Below are 24187 nucleotides of genomic sequence, written 5' to 3' on the forward strand. Positions count from 1 at the left end.
GTTTCTTTCGATACGCCCCCGACGGGGATACAGCATCCCCAGGACAATCGACGCGCACGCACGACGTCGAGGACACTGACAAACAGAGTTGAGGATGCGCGGGACCCGTCTCGCCGAAGGGGATTTCATGAGCAATTTCAAATCGTACCGCGCCCGCGCGACGTTCGGCTCGACGGCGCACACGCGCCTTGCGCTGCGGGTCAGCGCCACCGCGCTCGCCGCCGCACTGATCCTGCCGGGCCATGCCGCATTCGCACAGTCCGCCCCGTCGACCGTGACTCCCGGTACCGCAAATGCCAACCCGACCGCCGCCGCGCAGGTCGACGCGGTCACCACCGCCGCCGATCCGACGCCGCAGCCGGCGGACGCCGTCCCGCCGTCGTCGCAGGATGCCGTGACGCAGAGCGCAGCGCCGCAGGACGATGCTACGGGCGGTGGCGATATCGTCGTCACCGGTATCCGCGCCGGCCTCGAATCCTCCGCCAAGATCAAGCGCCAGTCGGTCCTGATCGTCGACTCAGTTTCCGCCGAAGATGTCGGCAAGCTGCCCGACGTGTCGATCGCGGATCTCGCTCGCGCGCCTGCCCGGCGTGACCGCGCAGCGTCTCGAAGGGCGCGACCAGCGTCTGTCGATCCGCGGCCTCGGCCCCGATTTCTCGACCACCTTGCTCAACGGTCGCGAACAGGTGACGACCGGCGACAACCGCGGCGTCGAGTTCGACCAGTATCCGTCGGAATTCTTCAAGACCGTCAACGTCTACAAGTCGGCCGACGCCTCGCTGGTCGCCGCCGGCATCGCCGGCACGGTCGACCTGCGCATGCTGCGCCCGCTCGACCAGGCGCACCGTATCATCGCGGTCAGCGCCCGCGCACAGATGAACGGTATCGACAAGCTCAATCCCGACGGCACGCGCTACGGCTATCGCGCATCGGCGACCTATGTCGACAAGTTCGCCAACGACACGCTCGGCATCGCGATCGGCGTGTCGGCGACGCAGACCCCGTCGCAGGACGAGCGCTACAATGCGTGGGGCTATAATGGCACCGGCACCGCGACCGATCCCTACGTCATCCAGGGCGCAAAGCCCTATGTCCAGTCGAACGAACTCAAGCGCTATGGCGGCGTCGCGACGATCGAGTGGCAGCCGTCCGACAGCTTCCACTCGACCTTCGATGCGCTGTATTCGCATTTCGAGGAAACGCAGCGCCTGCGCGGGATCGAGTTCCCGCTCGCGAGCAATGTCGGCACCGCCAATACCAATATCACGGGTGTCTCGGACGGGTTCGCCGACGAGATCACCTTCAGCAAGGTCCACGCGATCCAGCGCAACGACTATAACCAGCGCAAGGCCGAGAATTTCTCGTTCGGCTGGAACAACGACCTCAAGCTGACCGACAAGGTTCACCTCAACGTTGATGCCAGCTGGAGCCGCGCGACACGCACCGACTTCACGCTCGAGACCTATACCGGCGCCGGCTATCAGGCGACTGGTCCGGACGACACGGTCAAGGTGTCGCAGAATTCGAACGGCACGTACAAGATCGTACCGACGCTCGATTACACCGATACCAATATCTTCAAGCTGACCGATCCGCAGGGCTGGGGCTATAACGGCACGCAGGCCGTGGTGCAGGCCGGGTTCCTCGGCAATCCCAACTTCAAGGACGACCTGAAGTCGCTCCGCGCAAGCCTGAACGGCGAGTTCGACGACAGCATCGTCAAGAGCTGGGAAGCGGGCGGCAACTATAGCCGCCGCGAGAAGACCAGCGCGTACAAGTCGTATTTCCTGTGCCCGAAGGGCGCCGGCACCAACTGCACCGTCACCAGCGGGACGCCCACCTCGGCGGCGGTACCGGCAGAGTCAGTCATCGGCACCGTGCCGCTCGACTATCTCGGCGTACCGGCCGCACTCGCGCTCGATCCGCTGTATCTCTACGACAACGTCTACACCAGTTCGTACGACAACCGGCCGGACTCGCTGGTCCGCGACAACACGGTGACCGAGAACATCTACACCGGCTATGCCAAGATCACGCTCGACGGCGATCTCGGCGGCAAGCCGTTGAAGGGATCGATCGGCGCGCAGGTCGTGCATAGCGACCAGCGTTCGGACGGCCAGATCGCCAGCGTCGTCGACGGCGTGGTAACGATCGCCCCCGCCTCGCAGAAGGTGACGTATACCAACGTCCTGCCATCGGCGACGATGTCGGTCGAGCTGATCCCGCTGGGCTTCGTCAAGGTCGGTGCTTCGCAGACGATGGTCCGCCCGCGTCTCGACCAGGAGCGCGTGACGCAGGCGGTCGGCATCAATGTCGCCAACATCCAGGCGAACAACACCAACCCGGGCCTCAACCCGGTGTTCACCTCGACCGGCGGCAACGTCAATCTGAAGCCCTATCAGTCGACCAACATCGATCTGTCGTTCGAGAAATACTTCGCGGGCGGCGGCTATGTCGCGCTGTCGGGCTATTTCAAGCACCTCACCGACTTCGTCGATCCGAACAACAGCTATGCGTATGATTTCAGTTCGCTGCTCGGCGCGCTGAGCCCGGCGCAGCAGGCGATCGTGATCGCGAACGGCTTGCAGACCGGGGTGGTCAGCGCGCCCGCGAATACCGGTCGCGGTACCGTGCTGGGCGTCGAGGGGACGTTCTCGCTGCCGTTCAAGGCGCTGACATCGGCGCTCGACGGGTTCGGGATGTTCGTGTCGGCCAATTACACCGAGTCCGAGATCAAGTACGCGAACAACCCGATCGAGGCGATCACCCTGCCCGGCCTGTCGAAGCTGACCGGTAGCGGCACGGTCTATTTCGAGAAGGCCGGCTTCCAGGCGCGTGTGAACTATCGCTACCGCTCGTCCTTCCTGGCCGAAGTCGCGGGCATCTCGTCGACGCCGACCTATCGCACCGCGCGATCGGAAGGCATCCTGGATGCGCAGATCGGGTATGAGTTCCAGAGCGGTCCGCTCGCAAACTTCGCAATCCTGGCACAGGCGAAGAACCTGACCGACCGTCCGTTCGTGACCTACCAGAACGGCGATGCGCGCCAGGTGATCGATTACCAGCGCTATGGTCGCGATTACTATGTTGGCATCACGTATAAGTTCTGAGCGGGACGCGGGGCGTAAAAAACGCCACGCGGATTGGCCAACCAGTTCTCCGTCATGCCGGGCTTGTTCCGGCATCCACGGCGCCGCAAAATCGAGGGCCTCGGGTTTGCGGAACGGTGGACCCCGGAACTAGTCCGAGGTGACGGACGGTTTTCAGCGAGGGCTCGGTCCAGCAGCGCGGCAGTCGATCCGCTCGCATGTGGCGCAAACAACGGTTTGAAAACGGGAAGCAGACCATGGCCGACCACCCCTTGCGCATAGCCATTGCCGGCGGCGGTACCGCCGGCTGGATGGCGGCGGCGACCTTCGCGCGGTTCCTGGAGACGGGCTACGAGATCGACCTGATCGAGTCCGACGACATTGGCACGGTCGGCGTCGGCGAGGCGACGATTCCGCAGATCCACCTGTTCAACGATGCGCTCGGGCTCGACGAGGATGCGTTCCTCCGCGCGACCGGCGGTACGTTCAAGCTCGGCATCGAGTTCGTCGATTGGTTCAAGCCGGGCCATCGCTACATGCACGCGTTCGGCGATGTCGGGCGTGATGTCGGCCTGCTGCCGTTCCACCAATATTGGCTGCGCGCACGGTCGCTCGGGCTTGCCGGCGATCTCGGCGCCTATTCGCTCAACACGCACGCTGCGCTCGCCGAGCGGATGCAGCGTGGTCCGGCCCGCACGTCGCGCGTCCTGCCATCGATGCCCTACGCCTATCATTTCGATGCCGGGCTCTATGCGCGCTATCTGCGGCGCTATTCCGAGACGCGCGGCGTCAACCGGATCGAAGGCAAGATCGTCCGCGTGACGCGCGACGGCGAGAGTGGGGATGTCTCGGGCCTCGTGTTGGAGAACGGCACGACCGTCGCCGCCGACCTCTATATCGATTGTACCGGGTTTCGCGGGCTGTTGATCGAAGAGGCGCTCGGCACGGGGTATGAGGACTGGACGCACTGGCTGCCGTGCGACCGCGCGATCGCGGTGCCATCGGCGCGCAGCGAAGCGTTCACGCCCTACACGCGCTCGACCGCACACGCGGCCGGCTGGCAGTGGCGGATCCCGTTGCAGCATCGCACTGGCAACGGCGTCGTCTTCTCCAGCGCGCATATGAGCGAGGACGAGGCGACCGCGACGTTGCTTAGCGGACTCGACACGCCGGCGATGGCCGATCCGCGGACGATCACGTTCCGCACCGGTCGCCGCAAGCGGATGTGGAACCGCAACGTCGTCGCGCTCGGGCTCGCCGCCGGGTTCATGGAACCGCTCGAATCGACCAGCATCCACCTGATCCAGTCGGCGATCGCACGGCTGTTGAAGCTGTTGCCGGGGCGCGTCATCGCAGACGCCGATCGCACCGAGTTCAACCGCCAGAGCGACTTCGAATACGAGCGCATCCGCGACTTCATCATCCTCCACTACAAGGCGACGACGCGCGACGACACGCCGTTCTGGCGCGAGTGCCGCGACATGGCGGTGCCAGACACGCTCGCCGCGAAGATCGAATTGTGGCGCGGCAGCGGGCACATCGTCCGCGAGCATGAGGAGCTGTTCACCGAGGTCGGTTGGCTTCAGGTGCTCGCCGGGCAAGGCATCGTGCCGCACGGCCATCATCCCCTGGCGGATGCGATATCGACCGCCGATCTGGCCGAGTTCATGGACACGATCGACAAGCTGAACGCACGCGAGGCGGGCCAGATGCAGGATCATGCCGCGTTCGTCGCCCAGCACTGCGCCGCCGCGGCGGGCCTGGCCGCATGACCCCCGACGCCGACACCCTTTACGATCGAGACCGATGACCGCTTCCGAGACCCCGACGCCCTGGTGGAAGGGCGCCACGATCTACCAGATCTATCCGCGCAGTTTCGCCGACTCGAACGGCGACGGGATCGGCGACCTTGCCGGCATCACCGCGCATCTCGACTATGTCGCCGCGCTCGGTGTCGACGCGGTGTGGCTGTCGCCGTTCTTTACCTCGCCGATGGCGGACTTCGGCTATGACGTGTCGGATTACCGCGACGTCGATCCGATCTTCGGCACGCTCGCCGATTTCGACGCGCTGATCGCGCGCGCATGAACTCGGGCTCAAGATCATCATCGACCAGGTCTATTCGCACACCTCGGAGGAGCATGACTGGTTTCGCCAGAGCCGCGCGTCGCGCAGCGGCGACAAGGCGGACTGGTACGTCTGGGCGGATGCCAAGCCCGATGGCACCCCGCCGTCGAACTGGCAGTCGGTGTTCGGCGGCCCGGCCTGGACCTGGGATGCGCGACGCGGCCAATATTACATGCACAATTTCCTGAAGGATCAGCCGCAGCTCAACGGGCATAACCCCGCGGTGCAGGACGAGCTGATCGCGACGGCGCGGTTCTGGCTCGATCGCGGCGTGGACGGCTTCCGCCTCGATGCGATCAACTTCGCGATGCACGATCCGGCGCTGACCGACAATCCGCCCGCGCCCGCGACCAATCGCGCGCGCACCCGGTCGTTCGATTTCCAGATGAAGCTGCACAACCAGAGCCATCCGGACATCGTCGGGTTCATCGAGCGGATTCGTGCGCTGCTCGACGAATATGGCGCGGGGTTCACCGTCGCCGAAGTCGGCGGCGACGACAGCGACCGCGAGATGAAGCTGTTCACCGGCGGCAATGGCCGGCTGAACAGCGCGTACGGCTTCGACTTCCTGTACGCGGACCGGCTGACGCCCGAGCTGATCGTCGATGCGGTCGGCAATTGGCCCGATACGCCCGGCCTCGGCTGGCCGAGCTGGGCGTTCGAGAACCACGACGCGCCGCGCGGTGTCGCGCTGGACCACGCCCGACCAGCGCGAGGCGTTCGCGCGGATGAAGATCCTGCTGCTCGTCGCGTTGCGCGGCAATATCTTCCTGTACCAGGGCGAGGAGCTCGGGCTGACGCAGGTCGACATCGCGTTCGACGACCTGCTCGATCCCGAGGCGATCGCGAACTGGCCGCTCACCTTGTCCCGAGACGGCGCACGTACGCCGATGCCGTGGATCGGCGCGGCGCCCGATCTTGGGTTCGGTAGCACCGAGCCTTGGCTGCCGTTCGGTGAGGATCACCGCGCGATCGCGGTCGACGCGCAGGAAGCGGACGCGACATCCCTGCTGCATTGGACGCGGGCGCTGATCGCCGCGCGTAAGGCGCATCCGGCGTTACGGCTGGGGAGCCTGCGGATCGTGCACAGCGATGATGCTGTGATCGCGTTCGAGCGGGAGTCCGAAGACGAGACGCTGCTCTGCGTGTTCAATCTCGGGGACGACGCACGTGGCTGGCCGACCGGCATCATGACCGAAGGCGACATGCTGTTTGCGACCGACGGCGCCGACACGACGACGCTGCCGCCGCTCTCCGGGCTGGTCCTGCAGCGGTGATCGACGGGCGCGGCCAGCACATCGTCATCCTCGGCGGCGGCACCGCCGGGTGGATGACCGCGTGCCTGATCGCGCATCGCTGGAGCGCGCGGCGTTCGCGTCACGCTGGTCGAAAGCCCAGAGATCGGCATCGTCGGCGTCGGCGAAGGCTCTACGCCGCAGTTGAAGCACTTCTTCGACACGCTCGGCATCGACGAAGCCGAGTGGATGCCGGCGTGCGACGCGACCTACAAGCTCGGGATCGGCTTCGAGGGCTGGTCCGACCGCGCTGGGCATGAGCGCTATTTCCACCCCTTCCCCACCGCGCTCGACGGCCACACCACACCGCAATTCTTCTACAATGCGCGGGCCCGACGGACCGGGCGCGATGTCGAGGCACATCCTGACCAGTTCCTGCTCCCTGCCCGCCTAGCCTCTGCGAACTGCGCGCCACAGCCTGCCGAAAATTTCCCGTTCGAGGTAAGCTACGGCTATCATTTCGACGCGTACAAGGTCGGTGCGTTCCTCGCCACGCATGCGACCGAGACGCTGGGCGTCGTCCATCTCCAGCGCCGGATCGCCAGCGTCGAGCGCAGCCAATCCGGCAACGTCGCCGCGCTGATAGATACCGACGGCGAACGCGTCGCCGGCGATGTTTTCGTCGATGCCAGCGGGTTCCGCAGCACGATCTTCAGCGCGCTCGTAATGCCGTTCGTCAGCTACGCCGACGCGTTGTTCAACGACCGGGCGGTCGTGATGCCGACCGCGCACGCATCCGGCACGCCGATCTCCAGCCAGACGAGAGCGACCGCACTATCGGCCGGCTGGGCATGGCACATCCCGCTGACCAGCCGAAACGGCAACGGCTATGTCTATTCCAGCCGCCACCTGACCGAAGCACAGGCCGAAGCAGAACTACGCACGCACATCGGCGACGAGACCGGCGAAGCCCGCCACCTCAAGATGCGCGTCGGTCGCGTTCGCGACAGCTGGTCGCACAACGCGCTCGCGGTCGGACTTGCCCAAGGCTTCCTCGAACCGCTCGAGGCGACCGCACTGCATCTCGTCATCGCCACCGTCGAAGCGTTCCTCGACATGGTCGACCAGGGCGGCGCGACCGAAGCAGCCCGCACCGCGTTCAACGCGCGCATCGCCGCGCGCTACGACGGCGTCCGCGACTACATCGTCGCGCATTACCGCCTGAACCAGCGCCGCGACGATCCGACCGGCTATTGGGCGGAAGCGCGCGGAGTCGAGGCGCTGTCCGACGACCTCAAGATGCTGATGTCCACCTGGTTCACCGGCGCGGACATGGTCGCGGCGATCGATCGCGCCGGGCTCGGCCGCTATTATTCGGCGACCAGCTGGCACTGCCTGTTCGCGGGCTACGGCACCTTCCCCGATGCGGCGCGGCTCATCCCGCCCGGTGCCGATATCGATCCCATCGACCTGCCGAAGATCGACGATTTCCTGACCCGTTGCGCATCGAATTTCGGGTCGCACGCCTCTCGCCTCCGCCACCTGGCGGACCACAAGGATACCGTATGAAACGCCTAGCCCTCCTGCTCGCCGCCACCGCTGGCGTGTGCAGCGTCCCCGTCTACGCGCAGACTCCCGCAGCGGCCGCCGCACTCGCGCCCACATTGACTCCACGGGGTGACGGTATCGACGTCCATGTCGGCACGACCACCACGCGGATCACCGCGATGACCGACGGTCTGGTTCGCGTGCGCGTCGACAAGAACGGCCTGTTCCCGGAGGACGCCAGCTGGGCCGTCCCCGCCGCAATCCGCCACCAGGCGATCGCCGTCACTGCCGCCCCCGACGGCTTCGCCACCGCCAGCGTCCGCGTGCGTGTCGGTCCAGGCGGCGCGATCACCTTCGAGACGCTCGACGGCAAGATCATCTCCGCAGACGCTGCCCCCGTCGCGACCGACGGCAAGGCGTTCGCGATCTCCAAGACGCTCCCGATCGCCGAGCATTTCTACGGCCTCGGCGACAAGACGCAGGGGCTCGACCGGCGCGGCCACGGCTTCGTCGACTGGAATACCGACGCGTTCGGGTTCAGCAGCGCGGACGATCCGATCTACAAATCGATACCCTTCTTCATAGGCTCTGGCGGTCCGGGCGGCAGCTACGGCATCCTGCTCGACAACACGTTCCGCACCTGGTTCGATTTCGGTCACCGCGATGCCGAGACGCTCTCGTTCGGCGGCCCCGACGGCCCGATCGACTATTATTTCATCGCCGGGCCATCGATGGCGGAGGTCACGCGGCGCTACGCCGACCTGACCGGCCACGCCCCGCTCGCGCCGAAATGGGCGCTTGGTTATCAGCAGTCGCGCTACAGCTATGGCAGCGCCGACGAGGTCCGCCAGATCGCCGCCCGCCTGCGCAGCGACCGCGTGCCGACCGACGTGATCTGGCTCGACATCGGCTATCAGGATCGCAACCGGCCGTTCACCACCGACGCCAAGACCTTCCCCGACCTCCCCAAGCTCGCCACCGAGATGAACGCCGACGGGATCAAGCTGGTCGCGATCACCGACCTCCATATCGCCGCGGTCGAGCAGGGTTATGCGCCCTACCAGAGCGGGATGAAGGCCGATGCGTTCATCAAGAACGCCGATGGCACCCCCTATGTCGCGCCGGTCTGGCCCGGCCCGTCGGTGTTCCCCGACTTTACCAAGACCGCCGCGCGGACGTGGTGGGGACAGCAGTACAAGGGGTTCCTCGACGCCGGGATCGCAGGGTTCTGGAACGACATGAACGAGCCGGCGATCTTCGAGACGCCGACCAAGACGATGCCGCTCGACACCCGCCACCGCATCGACAGCGACGATTTCGCGGCGCGCATCACCGATCACCGCGAGGCGCACAACGTCTACGGCATGCTCAACACGCGCGCGACGTTCGACGGCCTGCTCAAGCTGCGCCCCGACGAGCGCCCGTTCGTGATGACCCGCGCGAGCTATGCCGGCGGGCAGCGTTATGCGGTCACCTGGACCGGCGACAACAGCGCGACCTGGGATCATCTGAAGCTGTCGGTGCAGCAGATCATCAACCTCGGCCTGTCGGGCTTCGGCTACAGCGCCGCCGATGTCAGCGGGTTCGCAGGCGGCCCGAGCCCCGATCTGCTCACCCGCTGGACCGAGATCGGCGCGTTCACGCCGGTGTTCCGCAACCATTCGGCGACCGGCACCCCCCGCGTCGAGCCCTGGGTCGACGGCCCCGATCATCTCGCGATCCGCCGCCGCTTCATCGAGGAGCGCTACCGGTTGATGCCGTATTTCTACGCGCTGGCGGACCAGAACGCGCGGTTCGGCGATCCGATCATGCGCCCGGTGTTCTACGATTATCCTGCCGCCGCGACCGCATCCTGCGACCAGTCGATGGCGTTCACGCTCGGCAAGTCGCTGCTGATCGCGCCGCCGCCCAAGCCCGAGTCGCCGCAGGTCTACGACGTCTGCCTCCCCGCGGGCGGCTGGTACGACTATTGGACCGGACAGCGCGTCGGCACGCCCGAGCCCGCCGCCGCCGGTCCGATCCAGTCGGCGACGCAGGCCGTACCGACCGCGCGCACGCTCGGCGACCGCGTGACCGAAACGCCGCGCCTCGATCATCTGCCCGTGTTCGTCCGCGCCGGCACGATCCTGCCGCGTCAACCTTTGGTCCAGAGCACGAGCGAAACGCCGAACGGTCCGCTACGGCTCGACGTCTATCCCGGCGACGACTGCATGGGCACGCTCTACGAGGACGATGGCCGCACGCTCGCGTACACCCGCCGCGGCTATTTCCGCCAGACGGTGCGCTGCGCGACGACGCCGTCCGGCCTGTCGATCGACTTCGCCAAGCCAGAGGGCGGGTTCAAGCCGTGGTGGAAATCGATCGCCGTCACCGTCCACAACTGGACCGGCGGTGGTACCGCCATGGCGAAGGGCAAGCGCCTGAACCTGATTGGTGACGCCCAAGCTCTGACCGCGACCGTGACCGTTCCCGCGCAATCCGGTGCCACCACGATCGCGATCGACGGGCGCCCAGCTCGCACTAACTGATCGCGGAGCCGCCCCGCGCACATCAGCGTGTTGCTCATCGAACATTCTACGACCATCCCGCGCGCACCGACGTACGCGGGATGGTCACGGCTGCCGTAAGCGGTAGCGCAGAAGAGCCTGGGCGCGTTGGGTGTACCGCCCTCCCCGACAGCGACGCGGTTCCAATCCCCTTGCCGGCACTAGAAATCTTGGTAGCGCCTGCGGAACGCATTTACCCTTACGGAAGAGCCAAGTATTTCTGGCACTGACGGTCAAATATAAGTTTACAAAAAATCTTTCCGATACTGATAATTGTTCGCCTTGATCTCGCACACATCTGCTAAAGACCAACAATACCAAGTGTGACGCCGTCGAACCGGATGTCAGACAGATACTCTGGTTTTTAGAGACACCGCGACATCGATACGACGCTCTCCAAGTTTATCGACGGGCTTTCGCTCGGGGTCTCGCTCGCCGAAGACGACCGGAATCACGTGCTAAATCTGCCCTTTACGCGAAAGACATTCATGGCGTCGGGATATCTCGTACGCCAGGGTGACCGGTGTGATACCGTTTCGGTACTATTGGATGGCTATTGTTACGGCCAAAAGGACGATGGCGAGGGAAATTGCCAGATCGTGTCGCTCGCAATACCCAGTGATATTATCGGCCTCGAGCATTTATACTTGCAGACGACCGATCACAACGTGCGCGCGCTCACGACGGTAGACGTCGCCATGATACCTTTGTCCGCGGTGCAGCAACTCTCCGCGAGCCGGCCGGCGGTTGCCCACGCGCTTGGTATTCATCAGGCGATAAACCATGCGATCGCCCGCGAATGGATCGTCAACATCGGCGCCAGAGACGGTTTGCGCCGCGTCGCGCATTTTCTGTGCGAATTTGCGGTCCGTTGCGACGCCTGGCGGGGCGATACCGCCGCCGGCTATGAGTTGCCGATGTCGCAAGAACAGATCGGCCAGGCGACGGGACTGACCGCGGTTCACGTCAACCGAATGCTGAAGACGCTTCACGCCGCCGGTCTGATCGAGCGCAGCTGGCGCAACGTCGTGTTCTCGAACTGGGAAGGGCTGCGCGACGTCGCCTGCTTCTCGTCGGATTATCTGCATCCAGGCCGACAAGTGCCCGCTCCCAACTACCGAACGGCCTAGTCCGGCTGATGTCGGCGCCGCGGTCGCCGCTCCGCTAACATAGGCTCCAGCTCCAGCCGTTCTCGACGATCGAACTACAGTGATCTGACGAATCGATAGATTCGGCCCAGTGAAACCCCCGTTCGATCCTGAGTCACGTCGCGGCTTGGACGCGAAATAGTGTTATCCAAATCTTAACAGACGGTCTTAATTACAGTCTTGCGCAGATAGACCGATCGGCAAACCGCCTAAATCGCCCCAAATTGTACGTTTTACACTATCATATCAAGATTATAGCTTGATTTTTATTTGGCGGACTTACATAGGTTAAGCAGACTTAGCGATCATACCGTGCGATCCTCGCGACCGGTCGATCGCCTAGGATACAATGCCCTGACCATTTGGTTTTTGATGGCAGCGAGGTTCGACGCAGATCGATCCGCTGCCATCCGCTAAGGCTTCGTCCTCGCTTCGGGCGCTCTACCCCCTTCGAACGGCTCCCGCTGCTGCGGATGGGAGATCCGTGCCTTCCATCCGCGGTGACGATCGAGGTGTTCATGTACAAGTCGACCCTATGGGCGGCCGCGCTTGCGGCTGTGAGCCCGGCTGCCTTGCTGGTTTCCGCACAATCCGCGCAGGCGCAGGTTCCCGTCGGCGCCGGTGGACAGCTCCAGCAGATCCCGCCGACTCCGCTGAACGAGACGCCGGCGCCTGACTTCGGCTTCGAGCGCAAGACGCCGACCGTCGTTGCCGCCACGGGTGGCCCGAAGACGCTCGTCCGGTCGCTCCGCGTGACCGGTGCGACGCTGTTCCCCGAGGCCGACCTGATCGCCGCGTCGCAGTTCACGCCGAACAGCGAGCTCGATCTGTCCGACCTGAAGACGCTCGCCGCGCGGATCACCGCCTATTACACCAGCCGCGGCTATTTCGTCGCGAACGCGTATCTCCCCGAGCAGGACGTCCAGAGCGGCGCGGTCACTATCGCGGTGATCGAAGGGCGCTTCGGCGCAGTCGGCGTCAAGAACGAGTCGCGGCTCGCTGACAGCGTCGCGAACGGTATCCTGACCGGGCTCGACGTCAGCGATCCGGTCGCGGTCGCGTCGCTCGAACGGCGCCTGCTGATGTTGTCGGACCTTCCCGGCGTGCGCGTGAAATCGACGCTGAGCCCCGGCACCGCGGTCGGCACGTCGGACCTGCTGGTCGACATCACCCCCGGCCAGAGCATCACCGGCAGCGTCGAGGCCGACAATGCCGGCAACCGCTACACCGGCGCCTACCGTGTCGGCGGTTCGGTCAACTGGAACAACCCGACCGGGTCGGGCGACGTGCTGAGCCTGCGCGCGCTGACCTCGTTCTCCGGGCTCGCTTATGGTCGCGCGTCCTACCAGGCGCCGATCGGGCAGGTCACGCTGGGCGTCGCGTTCGCGCATCTCGAATACTCGCTCGGCAAGGAATTCGACAGCCTCGACGGCAGCGGCAATGCCGACGTGGCCAGCGTCTATGCGAGCTATCCGCTGATCCGCTCGCGCGACAACAATCTGTACGTGACCATCGGCGGCGACGCGAAATGGTTCGAGGACAAGATCGGGATCGTCGACACTACCAGCTATCGCCGTGCGCAGGTGATCACTGCAGGGCTCAGCGGTGACGAGCACGACACGTTGCTCGGGGGCGGCTGGAGCGCGTATTCGCTAAGCTATTCGGTCGGCAATCTCGACATTCGCGGCGCGTACGAGCGCTCGGTCGATGCGCTGACCGCGCGCACCGACGGTAGCTATGGGAAGCTGCAGTTCAGCTTCGCGCGGTTGCAGACGATCGCCGGGCCGCTGTCGTTCTTCGCCTCCGCCCGCGGGCAGATCGCGTTCAGCAACCTCGACATCTCCGAGCGGATGGAACTGGGCGGCGCCTACGCTGTCCGCGCCTATCCCGAGGGCGAGGCTTACGGCGACCAGGGCTATGTCGCGACCGCAGAAGCACGGCTGGCGCTGCCGCAGATCGTGCCGGGTGCGCTCCAGCTGTTCGGGTTCGTCGACGTCGGCGAGGTCGATTACGTCAAGCACCCGTATTTCGACGGGTCGAACCACGCGAAGCGCAGCGCGTACGGCGCCGGGCTGAGCTGGGCGGGACCGTACGGGATCGCCGCCAAGGCGACCTATGCGCGCAAACTCGGCGACGCGGATGCGACGTCGGCCCCCGACAAGTCGGGCCGCGCCTGGTTCCAGGTTTCGAAGACCTTCTGACCGCGCACGCACCCCCGAATTTTGCGGCCATCCGCCGCCACCAAGGATACCGCCCATGACGCCCATTCCCTCTTCGCTCAGAAACACCAGCCGCCCCGCCCCATCGGTCACGCGCACACGACTTGGCGGCCTGTTCGGCACGACCGGGCTCGCGCGGTTCGCCTGGCTGATCGGGTTCAGCCTCGCCGGCACGTTGGCGGCGCGCCCGGTCGAGGCGCAGACGCTGCCGACCGGCGGCGAAGTCGTCGCGGGCCAGGCGAGCATCGCGACGGGCAGCAAGTCGGTGACCGTGACGCAGACCAGCGACCGGACGGCGATCAACTGGCAGTCCTTCTCGATCGGCAAGGGCAAGAGCGTCGTCTTCGACCAGCCGACCAGCAGTTCGGTCGCGCTGAACCGCGTGCTCGGCACCGATCCGTCGGTGATCCTCGGCAATCTGTCGGCGAACGGGAAGGTGTTCCTGGTCAACGCGAACGGCATCCTGTTCGGCCAGACCGCCAATGTTAACGTCGGCGGGCTCGTCGCCTCGACGCTGAACATCTCCGATGCCGACTTCCTCGCGGGCAAGAACAGTTTTGCGGGAACAAGCGGCGCTAGCGTCCAGAACGACGGCACGATCACCGCGAAGAACGGCTATGTCGCGCTGCTCGGCGCGAACGTCGGTAACGGCGGCACGATCAAGGCGAACTTCGGCACCGTCGTGCTCGCGGGCGGCGAGGCGATCACGCTCGATGTCGCGGGTGACGGGCTGCTCAACGTCGCGGTCGACAAGGGTGCGGTCGGCGCGCTGGTGCGCAACGGTGGCCTGATCCGCGCCGACGGCGGCAAGGTGGTGATGACCGCGCAGGGTGCGGGCGACCTGCTCCACACCGCGGTCAACAACACCGGTGTCGTCGAGGCACGCACGTTGCAGAACCGCGGCGGTACCATTCTCCTGCTCGGCGACATGAAGAGCGGCACCGTCAGCCTCGCCGGCACGCTCGACGCGAGCGCACCGGTCGGCGGCAATGGCGGCTTCATCGAGACGTCGGCGGCGACCGTCAACGTGGCCGACAGCGCCAAGGTCTCGACCTACGCACCGGGCGGCCTGACCGGCACATGGCTGATCGATCCGCAGGATTACGTGATCGGCGCAGGCGGCAACATCTCGGGCGCGACGCTGTCGGCGCAGCTGGTGACGACCAGCATCACGATCAGCACGATCCCCGCAGCGGGCGACACGACCACCGGCAATGGCGACATCTTCGTCAACGACGCGGTAGCCTGGACCGCGTCGGGCGTACCGACGACGCTGACGATGAACGCGTTTCGCGACGTCAACATCAACGCGCCGATCACCGCGACCAACGGCAATATCGTCGCCTGCTGCGGCCGCGACGTGAACGTCAACGCCGACCTGACCACGACCAACGGCAGCATCCTGCTCAACGCCGGGCGCAACGTGCAGGTGTTCCACGCGATCACCACGACCGACGGTAACATCGCGCTGTGCGCTGGGCATGACGTGATGATCGACGCGGCGGTGACGCTGACGCGCGGTACGACGATCCCCGCGCAGAGCCTCGGCCTGCCGGTTGGCCTCACGCTGATCGCCGGGTCGGACGGCACCGGGCCGGGCGTCAATGGCGGCACGATCGTGTTCTCCGCGCTGTCGCCGCCGACCACCGTCACCGCGGCGCCGGTGTCGATCAACTACAACCCGGTGTCGTACACGACGCCGACCGACTTCTCGACCGAGTTCGTGCTGACCGAAGGCGCGGCGATCACCCAGCGCATGCTGTTGTTCCCAACCGCGCAGAAGGTCGCCGACGGCACCAATGCGGCGGTGCTGAGCGGGTTCAACACCACCGACACCTCGGGGACCCCGACCGGCGTTTCGCTGGTCGCCGGCACCGATGCGACCGCGACGTTCGACAGCACCGGCGAGGGCACGGCCATCGGCGTCAGCTTCAGCGGTTACACGCTGACCGGCGCCAACGCGGATCAGTATGCGCTGGCAAGTTCGTGCTGCGTCGCCGGGTTCCGGACGACCGGAACGATTACGGCTGCAGCACCGGCGCCTGCTCCAGCACCAGCGCCTGCTCCGGCACCAGCGCCCGCTCCAGCACCGGCGCCTGCTCCGGCACCGGCGCCTGCTCCGGCACCGGCGCCTGCTCCGGCACCAGCGCCCGCTCCTGCACCGGCGCCCGCTCCGGCACCAGCGCCCGCTCCAGCACCAGCGCCCGCTCCAGCACCAGCGCCCGCTCCAGCACCGGCGCCCGCTCCAGCTCCAGCTCCAGCTCCAGCGCCTGCGCCTGCCCCAGCTCCTGCGCCTGCCCCAGCTCCAGCTCCAGCTCCAGCTCCAGCTCCAGCTCCAGCTCCAGCGCCTGCTCCCGCGCCGTCACCGTCACCGTCACCAGCACCGGCTCCCGCTCCAACCCCAACGCCAACGCCAACCCCGCCAGTCGTAGTCACCCCGACACCCGTGCCAAACCTGCCGACCGCGACTCGCCCGATCCTGGACGTTCCGCCCGTGATGGTCCGCGTGCCGTCGCCGCCGCCGCTCGAGGTCGTCGAGGGTGGCGTGGGTTTCCCGCCGCCCATCCGTCCGGGTACGGTCATCGTCGAGACCCCCGGCACGCCGCAAACCGTGCTGCCCGTCGTCGACACCCCCGTGACGCCGCAGGCCGTGCAGCCGACCCCCGGTCGTCCCTTCGTGCAACCGACCCCGCCGAATACGCCGGCCGTCCCCGACTATCCGCGCAAGCAGGCGCGTCATTAAGATGATCGGTCGGGATGCGATCCAAAGGCGCTGGTGCGTAACGCTTATGGCGAGCCTCATGGGGCTTGCGGCGACATCCCAGGGTGTGGCGCAACCAGTATCGGCCGAAAGCGTCGCCCGGTTCGGGACCGAGACGGTGTCGAACGATGCGCGGGACACCGCGAACTGGGTTGCCGCATCGCATGATAACCAGAGCTTGCCGTTCATCGTCATCGATAAGGTGAACGCCGTCGTGTTCGCGTTCGACGCCGCCGGTGGATTGCGCGGCACGGCGCCGGCCTTGCTCGGCATGGCGCGCGGCGATGCGAGCGTACCCGGCATCGGCCAGCGCAAGCTCGCGACGATCACGCCGGCCGAACGCACCACCCCTGCGGGCCGGTTCAAGGCATCGCTCGGTCGCGATTTCGAGCAGGATATCCTGTGGATCGACTATGATGCCGCGCTGTCGATGCACCGCGTGATCGTCGGCCGCCGGATCGACAACCGTGCGGGTCGACTCGCATCGCCGACACCCAGCGACAACCGGATCTCGTATGGCTGCGTCAACGTACCCGCCAAATTCTACGACGACGTGGTCAAGCCCTTGTTCACCGGCACCGTCGGCATCGTCTACATCCTGCCCGAGACCAGGCCACTCCGCAGCGTCTTCGCCGTGCCGGTCGCGGCGGCGGGCTAGCGCATCGTGATCCTCCACACGTCGGAGAGGATCACGACGATCCCGCCAGCGGGTCGCTACGTTACTGGCACCAGGGGCGCTCGCGATACCATTTGGTCAGCACGTATTTGACGCCCTGCTCGACCGGCATACCCTGATGCAGCGATCCGGGATTCGGCCTGCCCAGCGCATCCATGTTGTTCCAGATCACCAGATTGCCGGCCTTCGGTGCGATCACCACGCCAGCGGTCGGAAAGTTCGTCCGCCCGCCCAGTGCCGGCTCGTTGAGAAACGTCATTGCCGACCATGTACGCTGTCCGCCGATCGGCACCTGGTTCCGCCAGTAATGCTGACCGGTATCGAAGAAGTCATGATGCGGTTTGAACTCTTGTCCGACCGCATAGCGCTGACCCTGCAAGGCTTCGCCAAATATTGGCTCGATCCCGGTGACATCGTCGAGCCTGTTCTCGACCGCCGTCACCGCATCGGGGCCGGGATAAAGATAACAGGTTTCGCTGGTCCGATACGACGGCACCGGATCGTCGGAGACGACGGGTGACGGTACACGCTCGGCATCGATAAGCCGCATCAGTGCCTGGCATTCCTCGATCGTGATAAAATTTCGGACGACGTAGAGTTCGACGCCATTGGCCGGGATCCGGACAGCACCGGGATAATGCGCGATCCGTTCCCGAACACGTGCTGCAGAATCGGATCGGGCCAATGCTTCCAAGTGCCCATCGCGCAGATCAAGCGCTGACAATGGTGCGGAAATAAGCGAAGTGTTATGAGAGTCATCTGTTGGCCAAGCGCCAGTATCTAAAAATTCGGACATGTTTTGATCGCTTTAATCATCCACCCTTTACTGGGCCGATATCAAGATTATTGATCTAGGTTTATATTTTAATTGATGCATCTTTAGCAGCTAACATACGTTTATCAAGTACGACCAACACAGGTTTGGCTCGGTTCGGCGATTTATCGCTACCACCCCGCCACGATGGATGCGCTAAGTCGCACCAGGCCAAAGAGTTCGGGAACATCCCATGCGTCGCTGCCGGCGACGACACGGATGACGCGATTTGACCGACATCGGCGGAGACAGGGCATGAAGCCGTTCACGAAAAGTCTGTTCCCATTCGGACGCAAGCCTCCGCTCGGCAATGCTTTGGCCGATCAGGTTCCGACTATCCCGGTGTTTTCCTTAGAAGTCTTGCCTGTCCGCCCGAAACGACGGCGAACAGTTTTGCCGGAGACCGCGGTCATGAGAGGGCTTTGCTACGCAGCATTGCCATCGGCGATGATCTGGGGCGGCATCATCTACCTGTATTTCGGGTAGCCGCGCAGGCCGGCGACATCCGGCTCTCCCCTGACTGAAACGCGAACGCGCTTCGCGCACCACTCTTGATCGTCCTCGCGCTTCGCGGGGCCAGGATACCCATGTTCAAAAACATTCTCGCAGGCGCTGCGGCGTCGTTGCTGGCGCTTGTCCCGCAACCCGCCCCCGCGCAGCGTCTCATCCTCCCCGGTGCGTTGTTGCTCGCGGGCTATCGCGCCACCTGTGGCCCGGTCGACACGATGATCCAGCCGATCGACGACATTGCCGCCGCCTATAAGGGACGGATCATCCTGCACCCGCGCGTTCTCAACCTTCCGCGTGCGCAGCAACTCTTCTGGTACACGCACGAATGTGCCCACCAGATCTTTGGTCCGGGCGAAGCCGCCGCCGATCGCTGGGCAGTACAGCAGGGCCGGATCCAGGGCTGGCTGTTGCCGGACGAACTGGCCAAACTGGGCGCGACGATGCGCGCCTTTCCCGGCGACGCGACCCACATGGATGGTCGCGGCCGACTGATCGGCATGCAGAAATGCTATGCTCGCTGACGATTGCCGCATCAGGCGCCCGCCGCGTATTCCCGCGCGGCCTGATAGAGTCCGACCCGCGTCCAGCACGGTCGACGGGATTTGCAGCGCAATCGATGGCCATTGCGCAACCCGGATCGCCAAAGCGACGTTATAGACCCCACGCATGATCAAGGTCGCCAGCTACAATATCCACAAGGGCATAGGGCTCGACCGTCGGCGCAATCCCGAACGCGTGGTCGAAGTATTGCGTGAGATCGACGCCGATGTGATCGCGCTGCAGGAGGCGGATCGCCGCTTCGGCGCTAAGGCGTGCGTGTTGCCGCATCACCTGCTCGAGGAGCACAGCGACTGGAAACCGGTCGATTTTGGCCTGCGCGCGCTCAGCATGGGATGGCATGGCAACGTCATCCTCGTTCGGAAATCGGCGCGGGTGATCGCCAGCGAACCGCTGCACCTGCCGGCCCTTGAGCCACGCGGCGCGGTGATGGCCGACGTGCAACTCGCTGGCGGAACGATCCGTGTGCTCGGCATGCATCTCGATCTATCGGGGCTTTGGCGGCGCAAGCAGGCAGCGGCGATCATGAACCATGTCGATACCTGCGCGCATCGGCATCCGACGGTGATGATGGGCGATCTCAACGAGTGGAGCGCGGGCGCCGGGTGCCTGCGCGATTTTGGGCGCGACTATGCGTTTGCCGAAACCGGCGCGAGTTTCCATTCGCGGCGGGCGATCGCGCGGCTCGACCGGATCATGGTCTCGCGCGAGTTGAACGTGGTCGATTGCGGCGTGCATGCCAGCCCGGCGGCGCGGAAAGCGTCGGATCATCTACCGATCTGGGCTATGCTCGAACCCAGGGCAACGGCTCCATAATCGATACCGAGGATGTAGAATGCGCGAGAAGGAACTGCGACTGGCGCTCGTCTGCTATGGCGGGATCAGCCTGGCGGTCTACATGCACGGCATCACCAAGGAGATCTGGCGTCTCGTTTGCGCGAGCCGGGCGTTCCATGACGGCGAGGCCCCGAAGGGCGGCAGCCAGGGTGTGTATCACGCGCTGCTCCAGGAAATTGAAGACCACGCCGCGATCCGGGTGCGCGTGCTCGCCGACATCATCGCCGGCGCAAGTGCGGGCGGGATCAACGGCATCTTCCTCGCGCAGGCGATCGCGACCGGCCAGAGCCTCGATCCGCTGACCGACCTGTGGATGACGTCGGCCGATGTCGAGGCGCTGATCGATACCGAAGCGGCGCCGAAATCGCGTTTTTCGAAGGCATGGGCGATGCCGCTCGCATGGATGGCGGCGGGGCGGAGCACGGACAAGGTCGAGGCACTCGACGAGCCGACGCGCGAGGAGGTGCGCACCAAGCTGTCGCATTTCATCCGCTCGCGCTGGTTCGAGCCGCCGTTCGGGGGAAGACCTTCACCAACCTGCTGCTCGATGCGTTCGACGCGATGGGCGCGAGCGAGCGCGGGCCGCGGCTGTTGCCGCCGGGCCAGCCGCTCGACCTGTTCGTCACGGTAACCGATTTCTCGGGTCATCCCGAACGGTTGCAGCTCAATTCGCCCGCTGAGGTGGTCGAGACCGAGCACCGGCTGGTGGTCGACTTTACCGATCATGGCGGCGCGACCGAGACGCTGGCGCCGCGCGCGGAACTGGCCTTCGCGGCGCGCGCGACATCGAGCTTTCCGGGCGCATTTCCGCCGTTCACGGTCGCCGAACTCGACGGCGTGCTGGAGCAGCGGAAGATCGCGTGGCCGGAACGCAGCAGCTTCCTCGCGCGTGTGCTGCCGCGGCATACCGCGGCGAACGCGGCCGAGAGCGCGGTACTGATCGACGGGTCGGTGCTCGCCAACGCGCCGTTCCGCCCGGCGCTCGATGCGCTCAAGCAACGCCCTGCACGACGCCAGATCGACCGACGCTTCATCTACATCGACCCCTCCCCCGGCATCAAACTGCGGCTCAACCGCGGCGAAGGTACGCCCGGCTTCTTCCAGACAATCATCGGCGCGATCAGCGATATTCCGCGCCAGCAACCGATCCGCGACAATCTCGAGGCGATTGCCGAGCGCTCCGCGCGGATCGACCGGATGCGCGGGATCGTCACCGCGATCCGGCCCGAGGTCGAGGCGGACGTCGAATCGCTGTTCGGCCACACGCTGTTCCTCGATCGACCGACCGCGCCGCGGCTGATCGCGTGGCGGCGGCGCGCGCAGAAGGCCGCGGCGGCGAGTTCGGGCTATGGGTTCGTCGCCTATGGGCATCTGAAGCGGAGCGCGGTGATCGAGGCGCTGGCCGGGCTGCTGTACGAAGCCGGGCGGCACCATAGCCCGCGGCGACTGACACAGATCCGTGCCGCGATCGTCGCGCAGGTCGCGGCGACGGGCGCGGACCAGCTTGGCGCGGGCTTTGCGAACGGCGCAAGTCCCGCCTCGATCGCATTCCTGCGGACCTTCGACATCGGCTTTCGTATCCGCCGGCTCCGGCTGATGGCGCGGCGCCTGTCGGAGGTCGAGACCGCCGCCGACGAGCCCGAACTCGCGCCGATGCGCGACGCGATCTACGAATCGCTGTCGCCGTATCTCGATCGGTTGCGCGGCGAGATGCATGCCGGGATGCACGACGCCGTGCGCGCGATGAAAGGCGATGCGACCGGTGTCCTGGAGACGCTCGGGCGGACGTTCGATCTGGAGCGGCTCGATGCGGAGACCGACCAGCGGCTGGCGGAGGCGTTCGCCGCGCTCGCCAAGCCCGCACGGCGGACGTTGCTGCTCGCCTATCTGGGCTTTCCGTATTTCGACACCGCGACGCTGCCGCTGTTGCAGGGCGAGGGGCTCGACGAATTCGATCCGATCAAGGTCGACCGGATCGCGCCCGACGATGCGACCGCCATCCGCTCGGGCGGCGCCGAGGCGACGTTGAAGGGCATCCAGTTCGGCACGTTCGGCGCGTTCTTCAGTCGTGCCTACCGCGAGAACGACTATCTATGGGGGCGGCTGCACGGGTCGGAGCGGATGATCGATATAACCGTCTCGACCCTGCCGCAGACGGTGCGGATGAAGCCCGGGCGGGTCGCGGCGATCAAGCGCGCCGCGTTTCTCGCGATCCTCGACGAGGAGGAACCACGGCTGACCGCGATCCTGCCGCTGATCGCGCAGTTGCGGACGGAAATCGGCTAATGCTGGCCAAACGCGCGATCTAGCGGTAGCTCTGGGCCACTCGCCGCTTCGGCTGCGGGCGAAGACATAGAGGTGGCCGCATGCAGTTCCTGAAAATCCTGTTCTGGTGCCTGCTGGCGTTCGTTGCCGCGGTCTTCACCATAAGCAACTGGAACGCGGTCCAGATTCAGCTCTGGGGCGGGCTGATCGCCGACGTGAACCTGCCGCTGCTGCTGTTCGTGACGTTCCTGATCGGGTTCGTGCCGACGATGCTCTACAATCACGCGATCCGGTGGCGCCTGCGCCAGCGCCTGTCGACCTGCGAGCGCGAATTGCTCGAACTGCGCACGCCGCGGCCCGAGCCGGTGGCGTTCGCGCCCGCCGAAACGCCGGTAACGATCGCGCCGCTCGGCGCGCCGACCGCAGTCCCGCCGGGCGTCGCCTGATGAGCAACCGCATCTACGTCGCGCTCGACACACCCGATCTGGCGCGCGCCAAGGCACTCGCGGCGCGCGTCCGCCATCATGTCGGCGGGATCAAGCTCGGCCTCGAATTCTTCTCTGCGCACGGCCAAGCCGGCGTGCATGCGATGGCCGAATTCGGCCTGCCGATCTTCCTCGATCTCAAGCTGCACGATATTCCGAACACCGTCGCCAAGGCGGTGCAGGCGCTCGGCCCGCTCGAACCCGCGATCTTGACCGTCCATGCAAGCGGCGGCCGGGCGATGCTCGAGGACGCCAAGGCAGCCGCGCCGATCGGCACGAAGGTGATCGCGGTGACGATGCTGACCAGCCTCGACGCCGCCGATCTCGCCGCCACCGGCATTACCGGCAGCGCGCACGACCAGGTCACGCGCCTGACCGAACTTGCGAGTGAATCCGGTGTCGACGGCATCGTCTGCTCAGGCGCGGAGGTTGCTGCGGCGAAGGCAATCTGGCCCAAGGGGTTCTTCGTGGTCCCCGGTGTCCGCCTGCCCGACGGCCATATCGGCGACCAGAAGCGCGTGGTCACGCCGCGCCAGGCGATGGACGCAGGCGCCTCGATCCTTGTGGTGGGCCGTCCGATCACGCAAGCAGAAGACCCCGACACCGCCGCCCGCGCGATCGGCGCGACGCTCTGATCCCTCTCCCATCGGGAGAAGGGTTTTAGGAACCAGCATGACCACCGCCAAGATCTGCGGCCTTTCCAACCCCGCGACGCTCGACGCTGCGATCAAGCACGGCGCGAGCCATGTCGGGTTCGTGTTCTTCCCCGCCTCACCGCGCCACGTGACGTTCACGAAAGCCGCCGAACTCGCGGCGCGCGTACCCGGTCACGTCGCGAAGGTCGGCGTGTTCGTCGATCCCGAGGACGAAATGCTCGAACAGGCAGTCGCCTCCGCCGCGCTCGACGTGCTGCAACTTCACAAGGTGACACCCGCACGGACGGCCGCGATCCGCGCGAAGTTCGGAATCCAGACGTGGGTAGCTGTTGCGGTGCGAACGCGAGGCGATCTGGATGCGGCGCATGGCTTTACCGGGGTCGCCGACCGGATACTCTACGACGCCAAGACCCCGGACTCGGCCGCATTGCCGGGCGGAATGGGCTTGCGGTTCGACTGGGACCTGCTCGACGGGTTCAGACATCCCCTGCCCTGGGCGCTATCGGGAGGACTCGATCCGGCAAATGTCGCGGAGGCAATCCGCCGCACCGGCGCCGAGCTTGTCGACGTGTCGTCGGGGGTCGAAAGCGAGCCCGGTATCAAGGACGAAACCAGGATCGCTTCGTTCCTGAAAGCTGTCGCCACGCGCTAGCACCACCCCGGCGAAGGCCGGGGCCCAATTGGGGGAGGCCTGTGACAGTCCCTTCCCGCCG

The 24187-nt window shown here is 65.6% G+C and carries 14 protein-coding genes and 3 pseudogenes; 16 read left to right on the forward strand and 1 reads right to left on the reverse strand.

All coding sequences use genetic code 11. The annotated features are described in order from the left end of the window. The first annotated feature begins 127 nt into the window (after positions 1-127). The 9 genes and pseudogenes from QP181_RS09215 to QP181_RS09255 all read left to right on the forward strand — a co-directional run bounded on the left by QP181_RS09215 (position 128) and on the right by QP181_RS09255 (position 17331). Positions 128-3110 (forward strand): annotated as a pseudogene (locus tag QP181_RS09215) (TonB-dependent receptor). Positions 3111-3346: 236 nt separating this feature from the next. Beyond that, positions 3347-4861 carry a tryptophan halogenase family protein gene (locus QP181_RS09220; RefSeq protein WP_333928344.1) on the forward strand — a complete coding sequence of 505 codons (1515 nt, stop codon included), beginning with the start codon at positions 3347-3349 and terminating at the stop codon, positions 4859-4861. Between the two features lie 34 nt (positions 4862-4895). Then, positions 4896-6493 (forward strand): annotated as a pseudogene (locus tag QP181_RS09225) (alpha-amylase family glycosyl hydrolase). 129 nt (positions 6494-6622) lie between these two features. Then, complete coding sequence (locus tag QP181_RS09230; protein ID WP_333929605.1) at positions 6623-8020, forward strand: tryptophan 7-halogenase; 1398 nt, start codon at positions 6623-6625, stop codon at positions 8018-8020. Further along, positions 8017-10527, forward strand: coding sequence for a glycoside hydrolase family 31 protein (locus tag QP181_RS09235; RefSeq protein WP_333928345.1), 2511 nt, complete (start codon positions 8017-8019; stop codon positions 10525-10527). The genes QP181_RS09230 and QP181_RS09235 overlap by 4 nt, the downstream gene beginning before the upstream one ends. A 506-nt stretch (positions 10528-11033) precedes the next feature. Continuing rightward, entirely contained in the window at positions 11034-11675 is a 642-nt protein-coding gene (locus QP181_RS09240; RefSeq protein ID WP_332754479.1) for a Crp/Fnr family transcriptional regulator, read from the forward strand. Positions 11676-12211: 536 nt separating this feature from the next. After that, positions 12212-13894, forward strand: a complete 1683-nt coding sequence (locus QP181_RS09245; RefSeq protein ID WP_333928346.1) for a ShlB/FhaC/HecB family hemolysin secretion/activation protein — start codon at positions 12212-12214, stop codon at positions 13892-13894. A gap of 55 nt (positions 13895-13949) precedes the next feature. After that, the gene (locus QP181_RS09250; protein ID WP_333928347.1) at positions 13950-16655 is read left to right on the forward strand and encodes a two-partner secretion domain-containing protein; all 2706 of its coding nucleotides are present in this window, start codon (positions 13950-13952) and stop codon (positions 16653-16655) included. Positions 16656-16701: 46 nt separating this feature from the next. Continuing rightward, positions 16702-17331 carry a L,D-transpeptidase gene (locus QP181_RS09255; protein WP_333928348.1) on the forward strand — a complete coding sequence of 210 codons (630 nt, stop codon included), beginning with the start codon at positions 16702-16704 and terminating at the stop codon, positions 17329-17331. Between the two features lie 61 nt (positions 17332-17392). Here the strand turns inward: QP181_RS09255 and QP181_RS09260 are convergent, their stop codons facing one another. Continuing rightward, positions 17393-18043, reverse strand: a complete 651-nt coding sequence (locus QP181_RS09260) for a prolyl hydroxylase family protein (RefSeq protein ID WP_333928349.1) — start codon at positions 18041-18043, stop codon at positions 17393-17395. A gap of 375 nt (positions 18044-18418) precedes the next feature. On the opposite strand from QP181_RS09260, the gene QP181_RS09265 reads away from it, so the two are divergent. The 7 genes and pseudogenes from QP181_RS09265 to QP181_RS09295 all read left to right on the forward strand — a co-directional run bounded on the left by QP181_RS09265 (position 18419) and on the right by QP181_RS09295 (position 24126). Then, complete coding sequence (locus QP181_RS09265; RefSeq protein ID WP_132741555.1) at positions 18419-18649, forward strand: hypothetical protein; 231 nt, start codon at positions 18419-18421, stop codon at positions 18647-18649. A gap of 101 nt (positions 18650-18750) precedes the next feature. Continuing rightward, a complete protein-coding gene (locus QP181_RS09270; protein WP_333928350.1) occupies positions 18751-19194 on the forward strand; it encodes a hypothetical protein in 444 nt (147 codons plus the stop codon). A 145-nt stretch (positions 19195-19339) separates the two neighbouring features. Next, positions 19340-20047 (forward strand): endonuclease/exonuclease/phosphatase family protein, encoded by a 708-nt coding sequence (locus tag QP181_RS09275; protein WP_333928351.1) that lies wholly within the window; start codon positions 19340-19342, stop codon positions 20045-20047. Between the two features lie 19 nt (positions 20048-20066). Beyond that, positions 20067-22354 (forward strand): annotated as a pseudogene (locus QP181_RS09280) (patatin-like protein). Positions 22355-22434: 80 nt separating this feature from the next. After that, positions 22435-22779, forward strand: coding sequence for a hypothetical protein (locus QP181_RS09285; RefSeq protein ID WP_333928352.1), 345 nt, complete (start codon positions 22435-22437; stop codon positions 22777-22779). Further along, positions 22779-23453, forward strand: a complete 675-nt coding sequence (gene pyrF / locus QP181_RS09290) for an orotidine-5'-phosphate decarboxylase (RefSeq protein ID WP_333928353.1) — start codon at positions 22779-22781, stop codon at positions 23451-23453. Before QP181_RS09285 ends, pyrF begins: the two co-directional genes overlap by 1 nt. A 37-nt stretch (positions 23454-23490) precedes the next feature. Continuing rightward, entirely contained in the window at positions 23491-24126 is a 636-nt protein-coding gene (locus QP181_RS09295; RefSeq protein WP_333928354.1) for a phosphoribosylanthranilate isomerase, read from the forward strand. Positions 24127-24187 lie beyond the last annotated feature (61 nt).

The organism is Sphingomonas sp. LR55 (genome assembly GCF_036856015.1).
Taxonomy (GTDB): Bacteria; Pseudomonadota; Alphaproteobacteria; order Sphingomonadales; family Sphingomonadaceae; genus Sphingomonas.

Excerpts from the sequence above, each read along its gene's own strand:
- QP181_RS09220 (WP_333928344.1), top strand. The coding sequence starts at position 3,347 with ATGGCCGACCACCCCTTGCGCATAGCCATTGCCGGCGGCGGTACCGCC.
- QP181_RS09235 (WP_333928345.1), top strand. The coding sequence starts at position 8,017 with ATGAAACGCCTAGCCCTCCTGCTCGCCGCCACCGCTGGCGTGTGCAGC.
- QP181_RS09240 (WP_332754479.1), top strand. The coding sequence starts at position 11,034 with ATGGCGTCGGGATATCTCGTACGCCAGGGTGACCGGTGTGATACCGTT.
- QP181_RS09245 (WP_333928346.1), top strand. The coding sequence starts at position 12,212 with ATGTACAAGTCGACCCTATGGGCGGCCGCGCTTGCGGCTGTGAGCCCG.
- QP181_RS09250 (WP_333928347.1), top strand. The coding sequence starts at position 13,950 with ATGACGCCCATTCCCTCTTCGCTCAGAAACACCAGCCGCCCCGCCCCA.
- QP181_RS09255 (WP_333928348.1), top strand. The coding sequence starts at position 16,702 with ATGGCGAGCCTCATGGGGCTTGCGGCGACATCCCAGGGTGTGGCGCAA.
- QP181_RS09265 (WP_132741555.1), top strand. The coding sequence starts at position 18,419 with ATGAAGCCGTTCACGAAAAGTCTGTTCCCATTCGGACGCAAGCCTCCG.
- QP181_RS09270 (WP_333928350.1), top strand. The coding sequence starts at position 18,751 with ATGTTCAAAAACATTCTCGCAGGCGCTGCGGCGTCGTTGCTGGCGCTT.
- QP181_RS09275 (WP_333928351.1), top strand. The coding sequence starts at position 19,340 with ATGATCAAGGTCGCCAGCTACAATATCCACAAGGGCATAGGGCTCGAC.
- QP181_RS09285 (WP_333928352.1), top strand. The coding sequence starts at position 22,435 with ATGCAGTTCCTGAAAATCCTGTTCTGGTGCCTGCTGGCGTTCGTTGCC.
- pyrF (WP_333928353.1), top strand. The coding sequence starts at position 22,779 with ATGAGCAACCGCATCTACGTCGCGCTCGACACACCCGATCTGGCGCGC.
- QP181_RS09295 (WP_333928354.1), top strand. The coding sequence starts at position 23,491 with ATGACCACCGCCAAGATCTGCGGCCTTTCCAACCCCGCGACGCTCGAC.